The sequence below is a fragment of the Streptomyces sp. NPDC046909 genome, assembly GCF_040644695.1.
Lineage (GTDB): Bacteria > Actinomycetota > Actinomycetes > Streptomycetales > Streptomycetaceae > Streptomyces.
On the sequence record NZ_JBEYXC010000003.1, the window covers coordinates 141,040 to 161,978 of the forward strand.

18 protein-coding genes are annotated in these 20,939 nt (G+C 71.4%); 8 read left to right on the plus strand and 10 right to left on the minus strand.

The genetic code is table 11. The features are described from left to right. Positions 1 to 62 precede the first annotated feature (62 nt). The 4 genes from ABZ928_RS09280 to ssd all read right to left on the minus strand — a co-directional run bounded on the left by ABZ928_RS09280 (position 63) and on the right by ssd (position 4,147). Positions 63 to 845, minus strand: a complete 783-nt coding sequence (locus ABZ928_RS09280; RefSeq protein ID WP_361516388.1) for a type II secretion system F family protein — start codon at positions 843 to 845, stop codon at positions 63 to 65. After that, positions 842 to 1,693, minus strand: coding sequence for a type II secretion system F family protein (locus tag ABZ928_RS09285; protein ID WP_361516390.1), 852 nt, complete (start codon positions 1,691 to 1,693; stop codon positions 842 to 844). The genes ABZ928_RS09280 and ABZ928_RS09285 overlap by 4 nt, the downstream gene beginning before the upstream one ends. Then, positions 1,686 to 2,858 (minus strand): TadA family conjugal transfer-associated ATPase, encoded by a 1,173-nt coding sequence (locus tag ABZ928_RS09290; RefSeq protein WP_361516392.1) that lies wholly within the window; start codon positions 2,856 to 2,858, stop codon positions 1,686 to 1,688. The genes ABZ928_RS09285 and ABZ928_RS09290 overlap by 8 nt, the downstream gene beginning before the upstream one ends. Before the next feature lie 182 nt (positions 2,859 to 3,040). Next, positions 3,041 to 4,147 (minus strand): septum site-determining protein Ssd, encoded by a 1,107-nt coding sequence (ssd, locus tag ABZ928_RS09295; protein WP_361516394.1) that lies wholly within the window; start codon positions 4,145 to 4,147, stop codon positions 3,041 to 3,043. Positions 4,148 to 4,732: 585 nt separating this feature from the next. On the opposite strand from ssd, the gene ABZ928_RS09300 reads away from it, so the two are divergent. Continuing rightward, positions 4,733 to 5,566, plus strand: a complete 834-nt coding sequence (locus tag ABZ928_RS09300; RefSeq protein WP_361516396.1) for an HAD family hydrolase — start codon at positions 4,733 to 4,735, stop codon at positions 5,564 to 5,566. Between the two features lie 405 nt (positions 5,567 to 5,971). On the opposite strand, the gene ABZ928_RS09305 is transcribed toward ABZ928_RS09300, so the two are convergent. Continuing rightward, positions 5,972 to 6,796, minus strand: a complete 825-nt coding sequence (locus ABZ928_RS09305) for an oxidoreductase (RefSeq protein WP_361516398.1) — start codon at positions 6,794 to 6,796, stop codon at positions 5,972 to 5,974. Between the two features lie 101 nt (positions 6,797 to 6,897). On the opposite strand from ABZ928_RS09305, the gene ABZ928_RS09310 reads away from it, so the two are divergent. Continuing rightward, the gene (locus ABZ928_RS09310) at positions 6,898 to 7,878 is read left to right on the plus strand and encodes an ATP-binding protein (RefSeq protein ID WP_361516399.1); all 981 of its coding nucleotides are present in this window, start codon (positions 6,898 to 6,900) and stop codon (positions 7,876 to 7,878) included. A 34-nt stretch (positions 7,879 to 7,912) separates the two neighbouring features. Here the strand turns inward: ABZ928_RS09310 and ABZ928_RS09315 are convergent, their stop codons facing one another. Beyond that, a complete protein-coding gene (locus tag ABZ928_RS09315) occupies positions 7,913 to 9,184 on the minus strand; it encodes a hypothetical protein (protein WP_361516401.1) in 1,272 nt (423 codons plus the stop codon). 298 nt (positions 9,185 to 9,482) lie between these two features. Between ABZ928_RS09315 and ABZ928_RS09320 the strand changes: the two genes are divergently transcribed. After that, a complete protein-coding gene (locus ABZ928_RS09320; RefSeq protein ID WP_361516402.1) occupies positions 9,483 to 11,939 on the plus strand; it encodes a bifunctional SulP family inorganic anion transporter/carbonic anhydrase in 2,457 nt (818 codons plus the stop codon). A 41-nt stretch (positions 11,940 to 11,980) separates the two neighbouring features. Here ABZ928_RS09320 and ABZ928_RS09325 read toward each other — a convergent pair whose 3' ends face one another. Beyond that, positions 11,981 to 12,595, minus strand: coding sequence for a hypothetical protein (locus ABZ928_RS09325; protein ID WP_361516404.1), 615 nt, complete (start codon positions 12,593 to 12,595; stop codon positions 11,981 to 11,983). Continuing rightward, positions 12,592 to 13,197 (minus strand): sigma-70 family RNA polymerase sigma factor, encoded by a 606-nt coding sequence (locus tag ABZ928_RS09330; protein WP_361516406.1) that lies wholly within the window; start codon positions 13,195 to 13,197, stop codon positions 12,592 to 12,594. Before ABZ928_RS09330 ends, ABZ928_RS09325 begins: the two co-directional genes overlap by 4 nt. Positions 13,198 to 13,476: 279 nt before the next feature. Between ABZ928_RS09330 and acs the strand changes: the two genes are divergently transcribed. The 5 genes from acs (at position 13,477) to ABZ928_RS09355 (ending at position 18,800) form a co-directional block, all read left to right on the plus strand. Next, positions 13,477 to 15,435, plus strand: a complete 1,959-nt coding sequence (gene acs / locus ABZ928_RS09335; protein WP_361516407.1) for an acetate--CoA ligase — start codon at positions 13,477 to 13,479, stop codon at positions 15,433 to 15,435. 217 nt (positions 15,436 to 15,652) lie between these two features. Then, on the plus strand, positions 15,653 to 17,020 hold the full coding sequence (gene nhaA / locus ABZ928_RS09340; RefSeq protein ID WP_361516409.1) for a Na+/H+ antiporter NhaA: 1,368 nt from the start codon (positions 15,653 to 15,655) through the stop codon (positions 17,018 to 17,020). A 61-nt stretch (positions 17,021 to 17,081) separates the two neighbouring features. Then, positions 17,082 to 17,570: a phage holin family protein gene (locus tag ABZ928_RS09345; protein ID WP_361516411.1), complete on the plus strand. Its 489-nt coding sequence runs from the start codon at positions 17,082 to 17,084 to the stop codon at positions 17,568 to 17,570. After that, positions 17,567 to 18,493, plus strand: coding sequence for an alpha/beta hydrolase (locus tag ABZ928_RS09350; RefSeq protein ID WP_361516413.1), 927 nt, complete (start codon positions 17,567 to 17,569; stop codon positions 18,491 to 18,493). The genes ABZ928_RS09345 and ABZ928_RS09350 overlap by 4 nt, the downstream gene beginning before the upstream one ends. 127 nt (positions 18,494 to 18,620) lie before the next feature. After that, a complete protein-coding gene (locus tag ABZ928_RS09355; RefSeq protein WP_361516415.1) occupies positions 18,621 to 18,800 on the plus strand; it encodes a hypothetical protein in 180 nt (59 codons plus the stop codon). A gap of 59 nt (positions 18,801 to 18,859) precedes the next feature. On the opposite strand, the gene ABZ928_RS09360 is transcribed toward ABZ928_RS09355, so the two are convergent. Both ABZ928_RS09360 and ABZ928_RS09365 read right to left on the minus strand, forming a co-directional pair. Further along, entirely contained in the window at positions 18,860 to 20,059 is a 1,200-nt protein-coding gene (locus tag ABZ928_RS09360) for a MarP family serine protease (RefSeq protein WP_361516416.1), read from the minus strand. Between the two features lie 48 nt (positions 20,060 to 20,107). Further along, positions 20,108 to 20,797: a CoA pyrophosphatase gene (locus ABZ928_RS09365; protein ID WP_361516418.1), complete on the minus strand. Its 690-nt coding sequence runs from the start codon at positions 20,795 to 20,797 to the stop codon at positions 20,108 to 20,110. Positions 20,798 to 20,939 lie beyond the last annotated feature (142 nt).

The window sequence follows — 20,939 nt, forward strand, 5'->3', positions numbered from 1 at the left end:
CCTGTTCTGTTGCTTGCCACTGCTACTGCTACTGCTCGATCACGAACTGCCGATCCGCCCCGTCATCCACCACCCCCTCCCAGCACCGGCCCCGCGAGTCCGATCACCACCGGCAGCACGCCGACCGCGATGAACGCGGGCAGGAAGCACAGCCCCACCGGCGCGGTCACCATGACCGCCGCCCGCCGGGCCCGTGCCGTCGCGGCACGCGTCCAGTCGGCGCGGGCCTCCGCGGCGAGCCGTGCGACCGGCGCGGCGGCGGGGAGCCCGGAGACATCGGCCCGTTCCAGGAGCCGCGCCAGCGGTCCGGCGCCCGGCATCGCGGCCAGCCGCCGCCAGGCCTCGCCGGGCGGCCCGCCCAGCCGTACCTCCGCCGCACCCCGCGCGAGCCCCTCCCCGACCGGCCCGCCCAGCGCCTCGCCCACCGCCTGCGCGGCGATCACGGGCCCGGCACCGGCCGCGATGCAGGCCGCCAGCAGATCGGCGGCGAGCGGGAGTTGCCGTACGGCCTCCGCGGCGTCGTACTCCGACTCTGTGCCGGACACCGACCGCCGGCCCCACCACCACAGCCCGGCCGCGACGAGCAGCCCCACCACCACGCCGGCGACTCCGCCGACCAGGGCCCATCCGCCGGCCACCGCCCCCAGGAGGGGCAGCCAGTGCCGCAGAGCCCGGCTCGCCTCTGCCCGCCGGTCGGCGGGTCTCGCTTCCCGGCCCAGCAGCCGCACCAGCCGCCGCCGAAGGCTCCGCTTCCGCCGCGCTCCGCGCACCCACCGGGCGAGCCACCCGAGGACCGCCAAGGCCCCCAGAACCGCCCCCAGCCTGTGGACGACTTCCGTACTCACTTCGCCTCCGCTCCGCGCACGATCCGCACGGCCCACCACATCCCCAGCCCCTCCAGCACCCCGCCGATCACCAAACAGCCCAGTCCGGGGCCGGTGTGCAGCAGGACGTGGAGCGGGTCGGAACCGAGGGCCGTGCCGAGGAGCAGTCCGAGCACCGGGAGCCCGGCGAGCATGACGGCCGTGGAACGGGCGCCCGCCAACTGAGCGCGCAGATCAGCGCGTTGGTCCCGTTCCGCCCGCAACGCCGCTTCGAGGCGGTCGAGTCCGGCGGCCAAACCCGCCCCCTGGTCCACGGCCACCCGCCAGCACGCCGCGAGCCCCCGCAACCCATCGGCGCCCGGCTGCCGCGCGGCCCCGGTGAGCGCGCCCGGTACGTCCCCGCCGAACCGTGCCGCCGCCAGCACCGCCGACTGCGCCTCCCCGAGCCCGTCGCAGTCCCGCGCCGCGCACAACAGGGCCTCACCCGGCTGCCGCCCGGCCCGCACCTCCCCGGCGAGCAGTCCGCAGAGCCCGATGACCGCGTCCCCGCGCCCCTCCCGGGCCCGCCGCGCCTCCCGGGCCACCCGCACCCGCCGCACCAACGGCACCCCGGCCGCCCCCACGACGAGCGGCAGCACCGAGGCCCCCAGTACGGCCAGCGCGAGCCCGGCGGCCAACGACCACCACTCGACCCCGAGTCGCCGCGCCCCACCGGTCAGCCGACGCCATTCGAACGGCCCCGTCCCGACCGCACCGCCGGGAGCCGCGAGCAGCAACCGCGCCCGCCGCGCCCCGGAACCCCGCGCGCCCGAGAACCAGACCGCCGCCCCGGCACACAACAGAGCCGCCGCCACCGACACTTCACTCATCACCACGCCCCCCGTCGATTCCCACGCCTCCGAGCAGCCCCCGCAGCCGCTCCCATCCCCGCTCGTACGCGAACGCCTCCGCGCCCCACCGCAGCGCCGGTACCGTCCGCACCAGCCCCGACGGGTCCCGCTCCAGCACATGCACCTCGGCGATCCGGCGCCGCCCGTTCCGGTCGCGGGCCAGATGCAGGACGACCGCCAGCGCGGCGGCCAACTGGCTGTGCAGCGCGGCCCGGTCGAGCCCGGCGGCCGTGCCCAGCGCCTCCAGCCGGGCGGGCACATCGCCGGCCGCGTTCGCGTGGACCGTTCCGCAGCCGCCCTCATGGCCCGTGTTCAAGGCAGCCAGCAGATGCACCACTTCAGGCCCGCGCACCTCCCCGACGACCAACCGGTCCGGCCGCATCCGCAGCGCCTGCCGCACCAGGTCCTCGAGCGTGACGAGTCCCGCGCCCTCCTGGTTGGCGGGTCTGCTCTCCAGGCGTACGACGTGCGGATGGTCCGGCCGCAGCTCCGCGGAGTCCTCGGCGAGCACGATCCGCTCACCCGGGCCGACCGACCCCAGCAGCGCGCTCAGCAACGTCGTCTTGCCGCTGCCCGTGCCGCCGCTCACGAGGAAGGACAGCCGGGCGTCGATCAGCGCGCGCAGCACCCGGTCCCCGCCCGGCGGCACCGTGCCCGCCGCCACCAGCTCGTCGAGCGTGAACGCGCGCGGCCGTACGACACGCAGCGACAGACAGGCGCAGTCGACGGCCACCGGCGGCAGCACCGCGTGCAGCCGTGTGCCGTCGGGCAGCCGGGCGTCCACCCAGGGCCGCGCGTCGTCCAGTCGCCGCCCGGCCACGGCGGCCAGGCGCTGGGCGAGCCGTCGTACGGCTGCGGCGTCCGGAAAGGCGACGCCGGTCAGTTCCAGCCCGCCACCCCGGTCCACCCAGACCCGGTTGGGCGCCGACACCAGCACGTCGGTCACCGAGGGATCGGCGAGCAGCGGCTCCAACGGCCCACTCCCGACCAGCTCGGAGCGCAACCGCTCGGCCGCCCCGAGCACTTCGGCGTCCCCGAGCACCCGGCCCTGCTCCCGCAGCGCCTGCGCCACCCGCGCGGGCGTCGGCTCACCACCGCTCTCGGCGAGCCACTGCCGCACCCCGTCGAGGAGCCCCGGAGCCATGTCGACCCCGCTCCCCACCGCGCCGCTCACCACGGCACGGCCTCCCGAAACGGCACGGCCTCCAGAACCGGGCGCACCACGCACGCGTGCCGGTTCGAACTCCGACGCCGTACCCATGTCGCCACGTCCGCCAGAGCCGGCCCCGCCACGCCCACGCCCACGCTCGACCCCCACCGTCGTGCTCATGCCGCCTCCACCAACGCCCGCTCCCAGAACCCCTTGCAGAACCGCGCCAACGGCCCCCGTCCGGCCGCACCCGGCGGCGTCCTGCTCTCGTGCGGCCGCAGCAGCCCCGCCTCGACGGGCACCTCGCCCACCAGCGGCAGACCGAGCAGCCGGGCCACTTCGCGGTCGTCGAGCCCGGGTGCGTACGGCCCTCGTACGGCCACCCGCAGATCGCGTACGACCATTCCGACCGCGGCGGCCACCCGTCCGGCCGCCGCGACGGCGCGGAGTTCGGCGGGGACGACGAGGATGCCGAGGTCGAGTTGGGCGAGGGTCTCGGCGACGCCGTCGTCGATGCGGCGGGGCAGGTCGACGACGACCGTGCCGCCCCGGCGCCGGGCCGCGGCGAGCACCGCGCGGACGGCCTGCGGCGGGACGGCGACACAGTCGCCGCGGTCCCAGCTGAGGACCCGCAGGGAGTGCAGTTCGGGCAGCGACTCCTCCAGGGCGCCGCCGCCGACCCTGCCGCGCGAGGCGGCGAACGCGGGCCAGCGCAGGCCCTCGGCGGTCTCGCCACCGAGGAGTACGTCGAGTCCGCCGCCCAGGGGATCGGCGTCCACGAGGAGGGTGCGCAGTCCCTCCCGCGCGGAGGTGACGGCGAGGGCGCACGCGAGCGTGGAGGCCCCGGCCCCGCCCCGGCCGCCGATGACCCCGACGGTGAGGGCGGGCCGGCCGATGCCCTCGGCGACGTCGGCGATCCGGTCGACCAGCCACTGCTCCCCGTCGGGCAGCATCAGGACATGGTCGGCGCCGATCTCGACCGCGCGGCGCCAGACCCCGGAGTCGTCCTGGTCCCGTCCGACGAGCACCACTCCACCCCGGCGGGCGGCTCCCCGTACGCGGCGCGCGGCGTCGTCGCCGACCAGGACGAGGGGTGCGGCCTCCCATCGGCCTCTCGGTTCCGGCACCCCTGGATGGACCTCCGGGGTGGCTCCGGCCGCCGCGCACAGGCGCAGCAGGTCGTCCAGGAGCACCGGGTCCTCGGTGACGATCAACGGTCCGCCCTGGCGCCCTCCGGCGGCCTGCGACGGATCGTGTGTGACGGCTGCGGCCACGATTTCCATCCCCCTTCGCTGCATCTCGCGAGCGCCCCGAGGGCCCCGCGATTCCCAAACGTGTGAAGAACCGGCAACCGGCCTCCATATGAACGGCCGATAGGAACCGGCCAAACACGGCCGACTAACCGGAACCGGCCAACAAGTGGCCGTCGGCGGGCCGCGCTGGAATCACGGTGCAGCGATCCCGGAAATCGTGTGGATCTTGGTCGATAACTGTGGACAACTCAGCGGTTGTGAATATCGCCGTCACCCATACAGGTGCCCCCTGCACTACCGCCTGTGCGACTTCCGCAGAGCAGTGCGATGGCTACACACAGCGACGGATCATGGGCATGCGGAAGGGGCGGCCGCAGCCGCTTCGACACGGCCGTAGAGCCGTAAAGAGATGTGTGAGGAAGAGGAAAAACCCACCCGGACATGCGACGACCCCCACCGGGGGGGAGAGTGGGGGTCGTCTCCACGGCCGACTCGGGGGGGGAGGAGCCGGGCCGGGTTAGCACGGTCGCGAACGATCCGTGACTTCCATGGTGTACCCGAGAGCCCTCTCAGGCAAACCCACGCGCCCCACCTTACGCCGAATGGGCTGCGCCTATGCTCGGGGTCGTGGAAAACCACTCCTTGCCCCGCACAGCGGCCTTCTTTGACCTGGACAAGACGGTCATTGCGAAGTCGAGCACGCTCACGTTCAGCAAGTCGTTCTACCAAGGCGGGCTGATCAACCGCAGGGCCGCCTTGCGTACCGCGTATGCCCAGTTCGTCTTCCTGGTGGGCGGTATGGACCACGACCAGATGGAACGGACACGCGAGTACCTCTCGGCACTCGTGCGCGGCTGGAACGTCCAACAGGTGAAGGAGATCGTGGCCGAGACCCTTCACGACCTGATCGACCCGATCATCTACGACGAGGCCGCCTCCCTCATCGAGAAGCACCACACCGCAGGGCGCGATGTCGTGATCGTGTCCACGTCGGGCGCCGAGGTGGTCGAGCCGATCGGTGAACTGCTGGGCGCGGACCGGGTGGTGGCGACCCGGATGGTCGTGGGCGAGGACGGCTGCTACACCGGCGAGGTGGAGTACTACGCCTACGGTCCGACGAAGGCCGAGGCGATCAAGGAGCTGGCCGAGTCCGAGGGATACGACCTGGAGCGCTGTTACGCGTACAGCGACTCGGCGACCGATCTGCCGATGCTGAAGTCCGTCGGCCGGCCCCATGCCGTGAACCCGGACCGGGCGTTGCGCCGCGAGGCCCTCGCGCGCGGGTGGCCGATTCTCGATTTCCACCGGCCGGTCCGGCTCAAGCAGAGGCTCCCCGCGTTCTCCGCGCCGTCCCGTCCGGCACTCGTCGCGGCGGCGGCCATAGGAGCGGCGGCGGCCACGGCGGGCCTGGTCTGGTACGCCAGTCGGCGCCGGGCGACGGCCCTCTGAGAAACGGACGCCCGACCGGTGTCCGTTTAGGGACTGTTTGAGAGTAAAAGTAAAGAACTGCATCCAGGGCTTCCGCTTGCCCGGGTCCTGGAGTACAAAGGAGTCAACGGCCCGCGAGACCAAGGACATCCGAGAGGATCACCTTAATAACGCATTTGGCCCCACGGACCGCGCATGATCACCAGGCACCCACGCGACGTCGACCCGTCGATTACGGGCCAGCCGCACCAGGTGACGGGCAAAGCTCCCGACCTGATGGGCAACATATCGAGGACGCTTGGTAACCCGGTGAAAATGCCAGCGGCGGTACGAATCCTCGTACCGCCGCAACCCTGTTCAGGCCCCCGCGCGCGGGGGCCTTCTTCATGCCTCGCGCCTCATGCCTCGTGTCTTACGCCTTGCGCCTTACGCCGCCCCGCGCTGGAGCGCCTCGCACACCGCCGTCGACTCGCGCGCGCCGAGCACGATCGCCTTGCCGCAGTGCGCGATCCAGGCGGCCATCCCGTCCGGGGTCCCGGAGACATAGCCCTCCAGCGCCGACAGATAGGCCGCACGGCCCAGTTCGGCGTGGCCGACCTCCGCCGGGCAGATCGACTTGGGGTCGAGGCCGCTGCCGATCAGGACGATGCGCTCGGCCGTGCGCGCGACCAGGCCGTTGTGGGAGGTGAAGGGCCGCAGGGCGAGGATCTCGCCGTGCACGACGGCCGCCGTCACCAGCGCCGGGGCGGAGCCGCCCGCGATGATCAGCTCGGACAGTCCCTCAAGGCGGCCGTGCACCTCGGCCGCGCCGGGCAGCGGAAGCTCGATCAGCGGCTCCTCGACCGGTTCGCCCGCCTGGCGCGGACGCCCGACCTCGTCAGCATTGGTCGCGGCCGCCACCAGGTGCAGCCGGGCCAGCACCCGCAGGGGCGACTGCCGCCAGATGGACAGCAGTTGGCCGGCCTCGGCGGTCAGCCTGAGCGCCGCGCCCACCACGCGCGCGTCGTCGTCGCCACTGAAGTCGGAGCGGCGGCGCACCTCCTCCAGGGCCCAGTCGGCGCCGGACAGCGCCGCCGAGCCGCGGGCGCCGCGCAGCGCCGCCTCGGAGGTGATCGCCGTGCTGCGGCGCCGCATGATCCGGTGCCCGTAGACCCGGTCCACGGCCTTGCGCACGGACTCCACGGAGTCGGCCACACCGGGCAGCGAACCCAGGGCCGCGAGCGGATCGGCGGTCGCGCCTGTCGTACTCATGAGTACGACATTACGCAACCGCGGCCCGCACCCCACGAAGGAGTGGTCTTCTTCACGCACGCCTGCCACGTACAGCTATCGCCCCACTACCCTTCGTGAACATGAAAATTGCTTTCGTCGGGAAGGGCGGCAGCGGCAAGACGACCCTGTCCTCCCTGTTCATCCGCCATCTCGCCACCACCGGCGCACCGGTCGTCGCCGTCGACGCCGACATCAACCAGCATCTGGGCGCCGCCCTCGGGCTCGACGAGGCGGAGGCCGAGGCCCTGCCCGCGCTGGGCGAGCGGCTGCCGCTGATCAAGGACTATCTGCGCGGCGCCAACCCGCGCATCGCCTCCGCCGAGACGATGATCAAGACGACCCCGCCGGGCGAGGGCTCCCGGCTGCTGCGGGTGCGCGAGACCAATCCGGTGTACGACGCCTGCGCGCGGCCGGTGGAACTCGACGGCGGCGCCGTCCGTTTGATGGTCACCGGCCCCTTCACGGACGCCGACCTGGGGGTCGCCTGCTACCACTCCAAGACCGGAGCGGTGGAGCTGTGCCTGAACCACCTGGTGGACGGGCGTGACGAGTACGTCGTGGTGGACATGACGGCCGGATCCGACTCCTTCGCCTCCGGCATGTTCACCCGCTTCGACATCACGTTCCTCGTCGCCGAGCCGACCCGGAAGGGGGTCTCCGTCTATCGCCAGTACAAGGAGTACGCCCGCGACTTCGGCGTCGTCCTGAAGGTCGTCGGCAACAAGGTGCAGGGCCAGGACGACCTCGACTTCCTCCGCGCCGAGGTCGGGGACGACCTGCTGGTGACGGTCGGGCACTCGGACTGGGTGCGGGCCATGGAGAAGGGCCGGCCGCCCCGGTTCGAGCTCCTGGAGGACGTCAACCGCCGCGCCCTGCGCCAGTTGCAGACCGCCGTCGACGCGACGTACGAGCTGCGCGACTGGGAGCAGTACACGCGGCAGATGGTGCACTTCCATCTCAAGAACGCCCGGTCGTGGGGCAACGAACGCACTGGGGCCGACCTGGCGGCGCAGGTCGACCCCGGGTTCGTGCTGAGCGAGGGCGTCGCGGTGAACGCCTGACGGCCACCAAGACAGCTTCCGCGACGCCGTACGGCTAGTGCTTGGCCGCCGGTGCTCCGGGGACGCCCTTCGGGGCCGGGGCGGGGCTGCCCGAGAGGAAGGACGCCCAGCTCTGCTTCGGGGCCTGGCCGACGCCCAGGGTCCGCAGCTTCGCCAGGGCCTTCGGGTCCTGGGCGTCCAGCCAGTCGGCGAGCTGCCGGAAGGAGACGCAGCGCACGTCGGGCTTGTTGCAGACCTGCTCGACGGTCTCCTCGACGGCACGCATGTAGGTGCCGCCGTTCCAGGACTCGAAGTGGTTGCCGATGATCATCGGCGCGCGGTTGCCGTCGTAGGCCCGGTGGAAGCCCTTGAGCAGGCTGTCACGCATCTGGTCGCCCCAGAACTCGTGCTTGTCCGGGTCGCCGTACATCGTGCCCGACTGGTTCACGGCGAAGTTGTAGTCCATGGTGAGCTGCTCGTAGGAGTGCCCGATGAAGGGCACGAGCTGCATGGACAGGTCCCACAGGCCTTCCTTCTTCTTCGGCCAGACCTGGTCGTTGACCCCGCTGGTGTCGTAGCGGAAGCCGAGTTCGCGGGCGGCCTTCATGAAGTTCTTCTGGCCCTCCAGGCACGGAGTGCGGGCGCCGACGAGCTCCTTGTCGTAGTCGAAGGGCAGGGGCGCGGCGTTCTTCATGCCGGTGTTGGTCTTCCAGGACTTCACGAACTGCTTGGCCTGGGCGATCTCGTCCTTCCAGTCCGCGACCGACCACTGTCCGACCCCGCCGCCGCTGCCGCAGAAGTGGCCGTTGAAGTGGGTGCCGATCTCGTTGCCCTCCAGCCACGCCCCGCGCAGCTGCTTCACGGTCTCGGCGATGCCCTCCTCGTCGTTGAAGCCGATGTCGGAGCGGCCCGGGGAGTGCTGCGGCGGCTTGTAGAGGTCGCGCTTCTCCTCGGGGAGCATGTACACACCGCTGAGGAAGTACGTCATGGTCGCGTGGTTGGCCTTGGAGACCTTGCGGAAGTGGGAGAACAGCTTCTGGCCGTCCTCGCCCGCGCCGTCCCAGGAGAACACCACGAACTGCGGGGGCTTCTGACCGGGCTTCATCCGTTCCGGCCGGGGCAGGTGCGGCTGCGCGCCGGTGTACGCGGTGGAGCCGTCGCCGATCAGGCGGACCGCGCTCTTGGGCGGCGCCTGGGCCGGCTTCGCCTTCTGCGGGCCGGGCGCCCCTTCCTTGTCATGGTCGGTGCCGATCGCGCAACCGGCGAGTGACGCGGCACAGACCGCGGCGACCACGGCGCCAGCGGCGATCCTCTGGGTGGCGGCCATGTTCCGCCCACCTTCTTCCTTCTCTCGGGGCCAAACGACAGCGCCGTCAAGCTCGCACGAGACCCGGAAGGAATTAGTACGACAAGCCGATCAAATATCCGCATCACCCTGATGGGTGACTTATTGAGCCATTTGCCAGAAAAGCCTATGCCTGGCCTTTACTCTGAATTACGATTCGTTTACCGAGCGTTGATTCATCCCGCCGCTGCACGCCGTGACCCACGGCCGCGACCCGCCCCCGCCATAGCCGGGGGACCACCTGTTCCGCGACCGCGCTGCCCCGGAGGAGACGGGAAACATGTCCGCCTGCGCACCCACGCGCGCCACCGACTCGAGTCGAATGAAGCGCATCCACCGACCCCACAGCCCGCCACCGTCCGGCCCCCGCCGCTTCCGCATCGCGGGCGCCGACGTGTCGGCCTCGATCGCGGTCTTCCTGATCGCCCTGCCCCTGTCCCTCGGTATCGCCCTCGCCACCGGCGCGCCCCTCCAGGCCGGCCTCGTCGCCGCCGCCGTCGGAGGACTCGTCGCCGGGTGGCTCGGCGGCTCGCCGCTCCAGGTCAGCGGCCCCGCCGCCGGACTCACGGTCGTCACCGCCGACCTGATCCACCGCTACGGCTGGCGGACGACCTGTGCCATCACGGTCCTCGCCGGTGTCGTCCAACTCGGCCTCGGCTGCCTGCGCGTGGCGCGCACCGCGCTCGCCGTCAGCCCCGCCATCGTGCACGGCATGCTCGCCGGTATCGGCGTCACCATCGCCGTCGCCCAGCTGCACATCGTCCTCGGCGGCACCCCGCAGAGCTCCGTCCTGGCCAACCTCCGGGCCCTGCCCGCCCAGTTGGCCGGCCTTGACCCCGCCGCCGTGTCGGTCAGCGCGCTGACCCTGGCCCTGCTCCTGCTCTGGCCGCGGATCCCCGGCCGGGTCGGCGGGCTGCTGCGCAAGGTCCCGGCCGCGCTCGTCGCCGTCACCGGAGCCAGCGCGGTCGCCGCGCTCGCCGGGCTGACGCTGCCCGAGGTCGACCTGCCCTCCTGGAGCAGCCACGCGCTGGCCGGACTCCCCGAGGGGCCGGTGCTCGGGATCGTCGCCGCCGTGCTGACCACCACGCTGGTGTGCAGTGTGCAGTCGCTGCTCGGCGCGGTCGCCGTCGACAAGATGGCCGCCGGAAGACCGGGGCTCACCGCCCGGGTCGGACGCTCGAACCTGGACCGCGAACTGCTCGGCCAGGGCGCCGCGAACATCGTCTCCGGCACCCTCGGCGGGCTCCCGGTGGCCGGGGTCGCGGTGCGCAGTTCGGCGAATGTGCACGCGGGTGCCGTGAGCCGGAACTCCACGATGCTGCACGGCGTTCTCGTAGTGATCGCCGCGCTGCTGATGGTCCCGGTCCTTGAGCTCATCCCGCTCGCCTCGCTCGCCGCCCTGGTGATGTCCGTCGGCATCCAGATGGTGTCCCTGCACCACATCCGCACGGTGACCCGCCACCGAGAGGTCCTGGTCTACGCCGTCACCACCCTCGGCGTGGTCCTCCTCGGCGTCCTGGAGGGCGTCGTCCTCGGCATCGCCGTCGCCGTGGCCGTCGCCCTGCACCGCCTCGCCCGCACCCGCATCACCCACGAAGAGCAGGAAGGAGTCCATCACGTCCACGTACGAGGGCAGTTGACGTTCCTCGCGGTGCCCCGGCTCAGCCGCGCCCTGCATCTCGTGCCCCACGGCACCCATGTGGTCGTCGAGTTGGACGGCTCCTTCATGGACCACGCGGCGTACGAGGCGTTGCAGGACTGGCAGAAGACCCACACCGCGCAGGGCGGCAGCGTCGAGCTGACCGGCCGCCGCGCCGGGGTCCGGATCGCCGAGCCCGGCGAGACCGCCGAACCCCACGCCGGATCCGGCACATCGACGGACTCCGCCGACCCGGCCTCCGCGCCCGCAGCGGCCACCGCCGCGGGCTGCCGTTGCAGCCCCTGGACGCCCTGGCGCAACCACCAGTGCGAGGACCCGCCGTCCGCACCGCGCTCCGACGCGGACCCGCGCGGGTCCGAGGACTCGGGCACGGCCGACGGAGCCGGACCGTCCAGAACCAGCGGTCATGAACTGGCCCGTGGGATCAGCGCGTTCCAGCGCAACACCGCACCCCTGGTGCGGGGTGAGCTGGCCCGGCTGGCCCGGGAGGGGCAGACCCCGTCCCAGCTCTTCCTCACCTGCGCCGACTCACGCCTCGTCACCTCGATGATCACCTCCAGTGGCCCGGGCGACCTGTTCGTGGTGCGCAACGTGGGCAACCTCGTGCCGCTCCCCGGCCAGGAGAGCGGCGACGACTCGGTGGCCGCGGCGATCGAGTACGCGGTGGACGTCCTGCGGGTGCGGTCCATCACGGTCTGCGGGCACTCCGGGTGCGGAGCCATGCAGGCACTGCTCAACTCCGAGCCCGGGGGCGCCCAGACGCCGCTCAAGCGGTGGCTGCGGCATGGGCTGCCGAGCCTGGAGCGCATGGCCGACGACAGCCGGCCGTGGGCCAGACTCGCCGGACGCGCCCCCGCGGACGCGGTCGAGCAGCTGTGTCTGACCAACGTGGTCCAGCAGTTGGAGCATCTGCGCACGCACGAGTCCGTGGCCCGGGCGCTGCGGGAGCGGACGCTTGAGCTGCACGGGATGTACTTCCACGTGGGCGAGGCACAGGCGTATCTGCTCACCGAGGCATCCAGTACCGAGGTGTTCGACCAGGTGACCGACGCTGACGGTCTGCGCAGCCCGGCGTAGTCCGGGCCCCGCGCGCCCCGGTGAGCCTGCGTACTCCCCGCTCAGCGGAGACCGGATGTCTCCGCCGGGCGGGGCGGGGCGAGGACCGGATTGCACGGGGCGACCTCACCGCGGACGAAGCCAAGGCCGGTGACCGGCAGGAAGCTCCCGTCGGGCTGGCGCTGCCCCATCTTTGCGACGACCAGGGAGTCCCCGCGCCGCAGGTCGAACACCCGGCCTGGGCCCCCGTCCTCATCGGAGCGACCCCGGACCCACTCCCCCCGGGGCTCGGTGCACTCGTAGCCGTTCGGCACCTTGTCCACGACCACGTGGACGCCGTGCGTCTTGAGCCGTTCGACGAGGCCGTCCGGCAGGGTGCCGCCGAGGCCGAACTCGTTCATGGTGACCGTCAGGCTTCCATCCGCGTGCGACACCACCGCGTAGGCCGGGCTTTCGGCGGGAGAGCCCGGCATCAGCACCCAGGCGCCCGCGACGGCGGCGCAGGCCAGGGCGACGAGGCCGAGCCTCGGCGCGGTAAGGGCCGTGCGGCGGCGCCCCACGGACATCGGCGCCGCGTCCGACGTACGGCCGTCCGCCGTACGGTCCTCCGCGAGCCGGTCGATCTCGCGGCGCAGTTCTCCGAGGAGCCGGTCCTCGAACGTCGTCCTGGTGGTCATGCCTCTCCCCCGGTTCCTCCGGTGACGTATGACAGGGATGTGCCGAGCGGTCCGTCGGCGGGCTCGCCCGCCGCCCGGCGCAGCGACTTGCGGGCCCGGTGCAGCCGTACGCGGGCCGTGACCTGGGTGATACCCAGGGCGGCGGCGGTCTCGGAAACCGTCAGCTGGTCGACCACGATCAGCTCCAGAACGGCTCGCTCCCCCGCGGGGAGCCGTTCCAGCGCGGCCAGGGCACGCCGCCCCGGGCTCTCCGCGTCGAGCTTGTCCTCCAGGCGCGCGATGTCGTCGGGCTCCAGGAGCCGTCGGCCCGAGATCCGGCGGTCGCGGACGGTCTCCCGGGCCACGCGCCGGCGTTCGGAGGAGACGACGTTGCGGGCGATGCCGTACAACCAGGCCCTCTCGCTGCCCCGCCCCGGGCGGTAGGTGTGGGCGGAGTCCAGGACCGCGAGGAAGATCTCGGCGGTCAGGTCGGCGACGGTGTGCGGGTCGGCGACACGCCGGGCCACGAAAGATGTCATCGCGTCCACATGGCGCCGGTAGAACTCCTCGAAGAGTTCAGGGTCGCGGACCGCCGCCTGCGGCCCGCCCCGTATCCCTTCCACTCGGACTCCCCTCTCGTCGGTGACTCGTCAATGGCTCGTCGTTCGTTGGCGCTTCACCCGTACTTGGGCGGGAGTGTGAAAGGCGTTACACAGCATGAACTCCGCCTGGTCGGCGTCCGTGGGTACGGATGAACCCGGCCGCCGACCTCGACGTACACAGCCGTACCCACAGGTCTAAACCAATTTTCGAACGACCCTTGTCAGGGCACCCCCCGGTCTGATGAGCTGTGGCCTGGGACACAACGGTCGCCCCCGACAAAGCGCCGCAAGGGAGATGTCGTGAGCAACGAAAGCCTGGCCAACCTGCTCAAGGAAGAGCGCAGGTTCGCGCCGCCCGCAGACCTGGCAGCGAACGCCAATGTCACCGCGGAGGCGTATGAACAGGCCAAGGCTGACAGGCTCGGCTTCTGGGCCGCGCAGGCCCGTCGGCTGACCTGGGCCACCGAGCCGACGGAGACGCTGGACTGGACGAACCCGCCGTTCGCGAAGTGGTTCAAGGACGGCGAGCTGAACGTCGCGTACAACTGCGTCGACCGGCATGTCGAGGCCGGCAACGGCGACCGGGTCGCCATCCACTTCGAGGGCGAGCCCGGCGACAGCCGTGCGATCACCTACGCCGAGCTCAAGGACGAGGTCTCCAAGGCCGCGAACGCCCTGCTGGAGCTGGGAGTTCGCAAGGGCGACCGGGTCGCCGTCTACATGCCGATGATCCCGGAGACGGCGATCGCGATGCTCGCGTGCGCGCGGATCGGTGCGGCGCACTCCGTCGTGTTCGGCGGGTTCTCCGCGGACGCGCTCGCCACGCGGATCCAGGACGCCGACGCCAAGGTCGTCATCACCTCCGACGGCGGCTACCGCCGCGGCAAGCCGTCCGCGCTCAAGCCGGCCGTCGACGAGGCGATCACCAAGGTCGACAACGTCGAGCACGTGCTGGTCGTACGCCGTACCGGGCAGGACGTCGCCTGGAACGACAGCCACGACGTGTGGTGGCACGAGATCGTCGAGCGGCAGTCCGCCGAGCACACCCCCGAGGCGTTCGAGGCCGAGCAGCCGCTGTTCATCCTCTACACGTCCGGGACGACGGGTAAGCCGAAGGGCATCCTGCACACCTCCGGCGGCTACCTCACCCAGGCCGCCTACACCCACCACGCCGTCTTCGACCTCAAGCCGGAGACCGACGTGTACTGGTGCACGGCCGACGTCGGCTGGGTCACCGGCCACTCGTACATCGTCTACGGGCCGCTCGCGAACGGCGCCACCCAGGTCATGTACGAGGGCACCCCCGACACCCCGCACCAGGGGCGGTTCTGGGAGATCGTGCAGAAGTACGGGGTGACCATCCTGTACACGGCCCCCACCGCCATCCGCACGTTCATGAAGTGGGGCGACGACATCCCCGCGAAGTTCGACCTCAGCAGCCTCCGCGTCCTGGGGTCCGTGGGTGAGCCCATCAACCCCGAGGCCTGGATCTGGTACCGCAAGCACATCGGCGCGGACCGGACGCCGATCGTGGACACCTGGTGGCAGACCGAGACCGGCGCGATGATGATCTCGCCGCTGCCGGGCGTCACCGAGACCAAGCCCGGCTCCGCGCAGACCCCGCTGCCCGGTATCTCCGCGACCGTCGTCGACGACGAGGCGAACGAAGTGCCGAATGGTGGCGGTGGTTACCTGGTCCTCACCGAGCCGTGGCCGTCGATGCTGCGCACCATCTGGGGCGACGACCAGCGGTTCCTCGACACGTACTGGTCGCGCTTCGAGGGCAAGTACTTCGCCGGTGACGGGGCGAAGAAGGACGACGACGGGGACATCTGGCTGCTTGGGCGCGTGGACGACGTCATGCTCGTCTCCGGGCACAACATCTCCACCACCGAGGTCGAGTCCGCGCTCGTCTCGCACCCGTCCGTCGCCGAGGCGGCCGTCGTCGGTGCCGCCGACGAGACGACCGGGCAGGCCATCGTCGCCTTCGTGATCCTGCGCGGCACGGCCAACGCCGAGGACGACAACCTCATCGCCGACCTGCGCAACCACGTCGGCGCCACCCTCGGCCCGATCGCCAAGCCCAAGCGCGTCCTCCCGGTGGCCGAGCTGCCCAAGACCCGTTCCGGCAAGATCATGCGCCGGCTGCTGCGGGACGTCGCGGAGAACCGTCAGCTGGGTGACGTCACCACCCTGACCGACAGCACAGTTATGGACCTCATCCAGGCGAAGCTCCCGGCCGCGCCCAGCGAGGACTAGGCACGTCGGAAAAGGGGCGCCCGGCGCGAAAACGCGCCAGGCGCCCTTTTTAGTTAAACTAAGGAAAACTAGCGTGACTCCATAGGTGTGCCGGGAAGTCTGGTCGGCGAGCAGCTCAGCCCTACCCACCGACCGGAGGTCCCCCTCATGGCCGCGCCCCGCTCCACCACCCCCCCGCAAGGTCTTCGGACGGCTCTCGCTGCCCGAACGCACCTTCGTGGCGGACGCGCTGCGCACCGAGACCGTCGGCGGTGTCCTGCTCCTCGTCGCCGCCGTCGCCGCGCTGATCTGGGCGAACATCCCGGCACTGCGCGACAGCTACGACAGCGTCAGCCACTTCCACCTCGGCCCCGAGGCCCTCGGCCTCAACCTCTCCGTCGCGCACTGGGCGGCCGACGGGCTCCTCGCGGTCTTCTTCTTCGTCGCCGGCATCGAGCTCAAGCGCGAACTAGTCGCCGGTGACCTGAAAGACCCCAAGGCCGCCGCCCTCCCGGTCGTCGCGGCCCTGTGCGGCATGGCCGTACCGGCCCTCGTCTACACCCTGACCAACCTCACCGGCGGCGGATCGCCCGACGGCTGGGCGGTCCCGACCGCCACCGACATCGCCTTCGCGCTCGCCGTCCTCGCGGTCATCGGTACGTCACTCCCCAGCGCCCTGCGTGCCTTCCTGCTCACCCTCGCGGTCGTCGACGACCTCTTCGCGATCCTGATCATCGCCGTGTTCTTCACCGCGGACATCGACTTCGCGGCCCTCGGCGGCGCGGCGGCCGGCCTGGTCGTCTTCTGGCTGCTGCTGCGGAAGGGCGTACGCGGCTGGTACGTGTACGTGCCGCTGGCGCTCGTCATCTGGGGCCTGATGTACAACAGCGGCGTCCACGCCACCATCGCGGGCGTGGCGATGGGCCTGATGCTGCGCTGCACCCCGCGCGAGGGCGAGGAGCACTCGCCCGGCGAGCACATCGAGCATCTCGTACGGCCGCTCTCGGCGGGGCTGGCCGTTCCGCTGTTCGCGCTGTTCAGCGCCGGTGTCGCCGTCTCCGGGGGTGCCCTGGGCGACGTGTTCACCAAGCCGGAGACGCTCGGCGTCGTCCTCGGTCTGGTCGTCGGCAAGGCGCTCGGCATCTTCGGCGGGACCTGGCTGACGGCACGTTTCACCCGGGCCTCGCTCAGCGACGACCTGGAGTGGGCGGACGTCTTCGCGGTGGCGACCCTGGCCGGCATCGGGTTCACGGTGTCGCTGCTCATCGGGGAGCTGGCCTTCGACGGGGACGCGGCGCTCACCGACGAGGTCAAGGCGGCCGTCCTGATCGGCTCGCTCATCGCGGCGACCCTCGCGACCGTGCTGCTGAAGGTCCGCAACGCCAAGTACCGGCGGATGGTCGAGGCCGAGGAGCGGGACGACGACCTCGACGGCATCCCGGACATCTACGAGCAGGACGACCCGGCGTACCACCTGCGGATGGCCGCGATCTACGAGAACAAGGCCGCCGAGCACCGCCGGATCGCCGAACTCAAGGCGGCCGAGCGACAGGGGCTTGCCGAAGTGGCGGGCGGGGCAGGCGAGGAGGGCGACCGTCGGGCATGATCTGACGGGACGGTACAAAAGACTTTCCAGTCACGCACTCGGCAGATTCAGGGAGAACGCGATGAGCGCACCCGACGGCAGCCCGGTCGGCGCCGAACGCAGTATCGGCCAGTTGTTCGCCTCGGCGACGACCGAGATGTCCGCGCTGGTGCACGACGAGATCGCGCTGGCCAAGGCGCAGCTCAAGCGGGACGTGAAGCGCGGCGCGACGAGCGGCGGCGCGTTCACGGCCGCCGGCGCGGTGCTGGTGTTCTCCCTGCCGATGCTGAACTTCGCCCTGGCGTACGGCATCCGGACCTGGAGCGACTTGAACATGGCGCTCTGCTTCCTGCTGTCCTTCCTGGCGAACGTCCTGATCGCGATCGGCCTCGGGCTGATCGGCGTGGTCTTCATGAAGAAGGCGAAGCAGAGCGGCGGCGCACAGAAGACCGCCGCGTCGATGAAGGAGACGGCGAGCGTCCTGCAGAACGCCAAGCCGCACCCGCGGCCCGAACTGCCGCAGGACCGGGTCCCGGAGGCCATCGAAGCTGTGACACGCTCGTCGTCATGACGGACCCCGCCACACCCGCCTCAGTAGTACGACCGGACGGTCCCTGGACCCACCGCGACGTGGCCGCCAACGGTGCGCGTTTCCACATCGCCGAGATGGGCGACGGGCCGCTGGTCCTGCTGCTGCACGGCTTCCCGCAGTTCTGGTGGACGTGGCGGCACCAGCTGCCGGCGCTCGCCGACGCCGGGTTCCGGGCCGTCGCCATGGACCTGCGCGGCGTCGGCGGCAGCGACCGCACCCCGCGCGGCTACGACCCCGCCAACCTCGCCCTCGACATCACCGGCGTGATCCGCTCCCTCGGTGAGCCGGACGCCGCGCTGGTCGGCCATGACCTGGGCGGATACCTGGCGTGGACGGCGGCCGCGATGCGCCCGAAGCTGGTACGGCGGCTCGCGGTGGCCTCGATGCCGCATCCGCGGCGCTGGCGCTCGGCGATGCTCTCGGACGTCAAGCAGACGCGCGCCGGTTCCTACATCTGGGGGTTTCAGCGCCCCTGGATCCCGGAGCGTCAGCTGACCGCGGACGACGGGGCGCTGGTGGCCCGTCTGATGCGGGACTGGTCGGGCCCGGTGCTGCCGGACGACGACGCGGTGGAGACGTACCGTCGCGCAATGTGCATCCCCTCCACCGCGCACTGCTCGATCGAGCCGTACCGCTGGATGGTGCGCTCGCTGGCCCGCCCCGACGGCATCCAGTTCAACCGGCGCATGAAGCGGCCGGTCCGGGTGCCGACGCTGCATCTGCACGGCTCGCTCGACCCGGTGCTGCGGACGCGGAGCGCGGCCGGATCCGGCGAGTACGTCGAAGCGCCGTACCGCTGGCGGCTGTTCGACGGACTGGGCCACTTCCCCCATGAGGAGGATCCGGTCGCTTTCACGACAGAACTGGTCAATTGGCTGAAAGACCCCGAGCCCGATCGGTGACCGTGCGAACGCGCCCGGTATCCGGACCTGAACACCTGTCCTACGAACAGCCAAATGCCCGGCGCATAGGCCAATTGGGGGCCCTGGGGGCGGTTATCGACCTTGGGGCAGGGGCACACGTCGGGGTATGGGCTGGACGCACGACTACAGTGACGCAGCACGCAATCGCCGCTCGGGCCACGGTCTGAGCCCCCACCAGGGAGGGGCCCCGCAGGAGCAGGGCACCGACCTCCGGGTGGGCATTCCGCGCATCCTGCGCCGCCGGGCCCGCTGGGTCTCGGTACGGCTGCGTCATCCCCGAGGCTGACGCACCGCCCTCTCAAAAGCTCTCGTTCTTTTCGAGAGCCCTCTTTTCGCGAGCGGACCTCACAGCGCGCAGCTGTCGCTGTCCACCTGCTGGTTCGCGGTGCGCCCCTTGACGATGTCCTCCTGGATCTCGTCCGCGGTCAGCGCGTACCCGGTGTCCGCGTCGTCGAGGGACTTCGCGAACACGACGCCGTAGACCTCGCCCTCAGGGGTGAGCAGCGGGCCGCCGGAGTTGCCCTGGCGGACGATCGTGTAGAGGGAGTACACATCGCGGTGCACGGTGCCGCGGTGGTAGATGTCCGGTCCGTTGGCCGGGATCCGGCTGCGCACGCGCGCGGCCCGGACGTCGTACGCCCCGTTCTCCGGGAACCCCGCGATGATCGCGTCGTCGCCGCTCTTGGCGTCCGTGGACGTGAACTCGAGGGCGGGCGCCTTCAGGTCGGGGACGTCCAGTACGGCGATGTCGCGCTCCCAGTCGTAGAGGACGACCGTCGCGTCGTACTTCCTGCCCTCGCCGCCTATCTGGACGGTGGGTTCGTCGACGCCGCCGACGACATGCGCGTTGGTCATGACGCGGCGCTCTCCGAAGACGAAGCCGGTGCCTTCGAGGACCTTGCCGCAACTCTGCGCGGTGCCCATGACCTTGACGATGGACTGCTTGGCGCTGGTGGCGACGGGGCTGTTGACGAGGGCCGGGTCGGGCGGCTGGACCTCGTGGATCGGCTCGTTGGAGAACGGGCTGAAGACCTGCGGGAAGCCGTTCTGCGCGAGGACCGAGGAGAAGTCCGCGAACCAGGTGTTGGCCTGGTCGGGCAGGGCCCGTGCGACCCCGAGCAGGACCTTGGAGTTACGGACCTCCTTGCCCAGCGTGGGCAGGGTGGTGCCGGCGAGGGCGGAGCCGATCAGCCACGCCACGAGGAGCATCGCGACGACGTTGACGAGGGCGCCGCCGGTGGCGTCCAGGGCGCGGGCCGGGGACCAGGTGATGTAGCGGCGCAGTTTGTTGCCGAGGTGGGTGGTCAGGGCCTGGCCGACGGAGGCGCAGACGATGACGACGACGACCGCGACGACGGCGGCGGTCGTGCTGACCTCCGCGTTGTCCGTCAGGGCGTCCCAGATGACGGGCAGCAGATATACGGCGACCAGGCCGCCGCCCATGAAGCCGATCACCGACAGGATGCCGACGACGAAGCCCTGGCGGTAGCCGACGATCGCGAACCACACGGCGGCGACCAGCAACAGGATGTCCAGCACGTTCACCGGTTCAGGCCTCGCCTCATCACACGACACAACACGTCCGACACCCTGTCACGACCGCCAGTCGAGCGGGACCTGCTTGTCCCGGTCCCAGGGGTGCTCCCAGCCCGCGTAATGCAGCAGGCGGTCGATGATTCCGGCCGTGAAGCCCCAGACCAGGGCCGATTCGACCAGGAATGCCGGGCCTCGGTGGCCGCTGGGGTGGACGGTCGTGGCCCGGTTGTCGGGGTTCGTGAGATCCGCCACGGGGACGGTGAAGACGCGGGCGGTCTCGTTGGGATCGACGACGCCGACCGGGGTCGGCTCGCGCCACCAGCCCAGCACCGGGGTCACCACGAAGCCGCTGACCGGGATGTACAGCTTGGGCAGCACGCCGAAGAGCTGGACGCCGGCCGGGTCAAGGCCGGTCTCCTCCTCGGCCTCGCGCAGAGCGGCCCGCAGCGGCCCGTCGGCCTTCGGGTCGCCGTCCTCGGGGTCGAGGGCACCGCCGGGGAAGGAGGGCTGCCCGGCGTGCGAGCGGAGCGAACTGGCCCGCTCCATGAGCAGCAGTTCGGGCCCGCGCTCGCCCTCCCCGAAGAGGATCAGCACGGCGGACTGCCGTCCCGTGCCGTTCGCCGGCGGCAGGAACCGGCTCAGCTGGAGCGGCTCGACCGTCTCCACGGCGTGCACCACCGGGTCCAGCCAGTCCGGCAGACCCTCCTTGCTCAGCGTCACGCCCTGTGCGTTGCTCGCGCGCGTCATCGCCACCCCCGTTCTGCCGAGTCCAACGCCCGGGCGGTCCGAGATCGTTCCTGGGGCCGCGGCGGCCGGCTCGACGGACACGCGCGCGTCGACGACCGGGCTCCGGCCGACGGCGGCGGACAGCCGGGCGCCGTCGACCGGC

Bases quoted from the DNA above. Each gene is read 5' to 3' on its own strand.
- ABZ928_RS09345 (WP_361516411.1), top strand. From the start codon at position 17,082: ATGAGCGCACCCGACGGCAGCCCGGTCGGCGCCGAACGCAGTATCGGC.
- ABZ928_RS09355 (WP_361516415.1), top strand. From the start codon at position 18,621: ATGGGCTGGACGCACGACTACAGTGACGCAGCACGCAATCGCCGCTCG.
- ssd (WP_361516394.1), bottom strand. From the start codon at position 4,147: ATGGAAATCGTGGCCGCAGCCGTCACACACGATCCGTCGCAGGCCGCC.
- ABZ928_RS09290 (WP_361516392.1), bottom strand. From the start codon at position 2,858: ATGGCTCCGGGGCTCCTCGACGGGGTGCGGCAGTGGCTCGCCGAGAGC.
- ABZ928_RS09325 (WP_361516404.1), bottom strand. From the start codon at position 12,595: ATGACCACCAGGACGACGTTCGAGGACCGGCTCCTCGGAGAACTGCGC.
- ABZ928_RS09315 (WP_361516401.1), bottom strand. From the start codon at position 9,184: ATGGCCGCCACCCAGAGGATCGCCGCTGGCGCCGTGGTCGCCGCGGTC.
- ABZ928_RS09350 (WP_361516413.1), top strand. From the start codon at position 17,567: ATGACGGACCCCGCCACACCCGCCTCAGTAGTACGACCGGACGGTCCC.
- ABZ928_RS09310 (WP_361516399.1), top strand. From the start codon at position 6,898: ATGAAAATTGCTTTCGTCGGGAAGGGCGGCAGCGGCAAGACGACCCTG.
- ABZ928_RS09285 (WP_361516390.1), bottom strand. From the start codon at position 1,693: ATGAGTGAAGTGTCGGTGGCGGCGGCTCTGTTGTGTGCCGGGGCGGCG.
- ABZ928_RS09300 (WP_361516396.1), top strand. From the start codon at position 4,733: ATGCTCGGGGTCGTGGAAAACCACTCCTTGCCCCGCACAGCGGCCTTC.
- ABZ928_RS09305 (WP_361516398.1), bottom strand. From the start codon at position 6,796: ATGAGTACGACAGGCGCGACCGCCGATCCGCTCGCGGCCCTGGGTTCG.
- ABZ928_RS09320 (WP_361516402.1), top strand. From the start codon at position 9,483: ATGTCCGCCTGCGCACCCACGCGCGCCACCGACTCGAGTCGAATGAAG.
- ABZ928_RS09365 (WP_361516418.1), bottom strand. From the start codon at position 20,797: ATGACGCGCGCGAGCAACGCACAGGGCGTGACGCTGAGCAAGGAGGGT.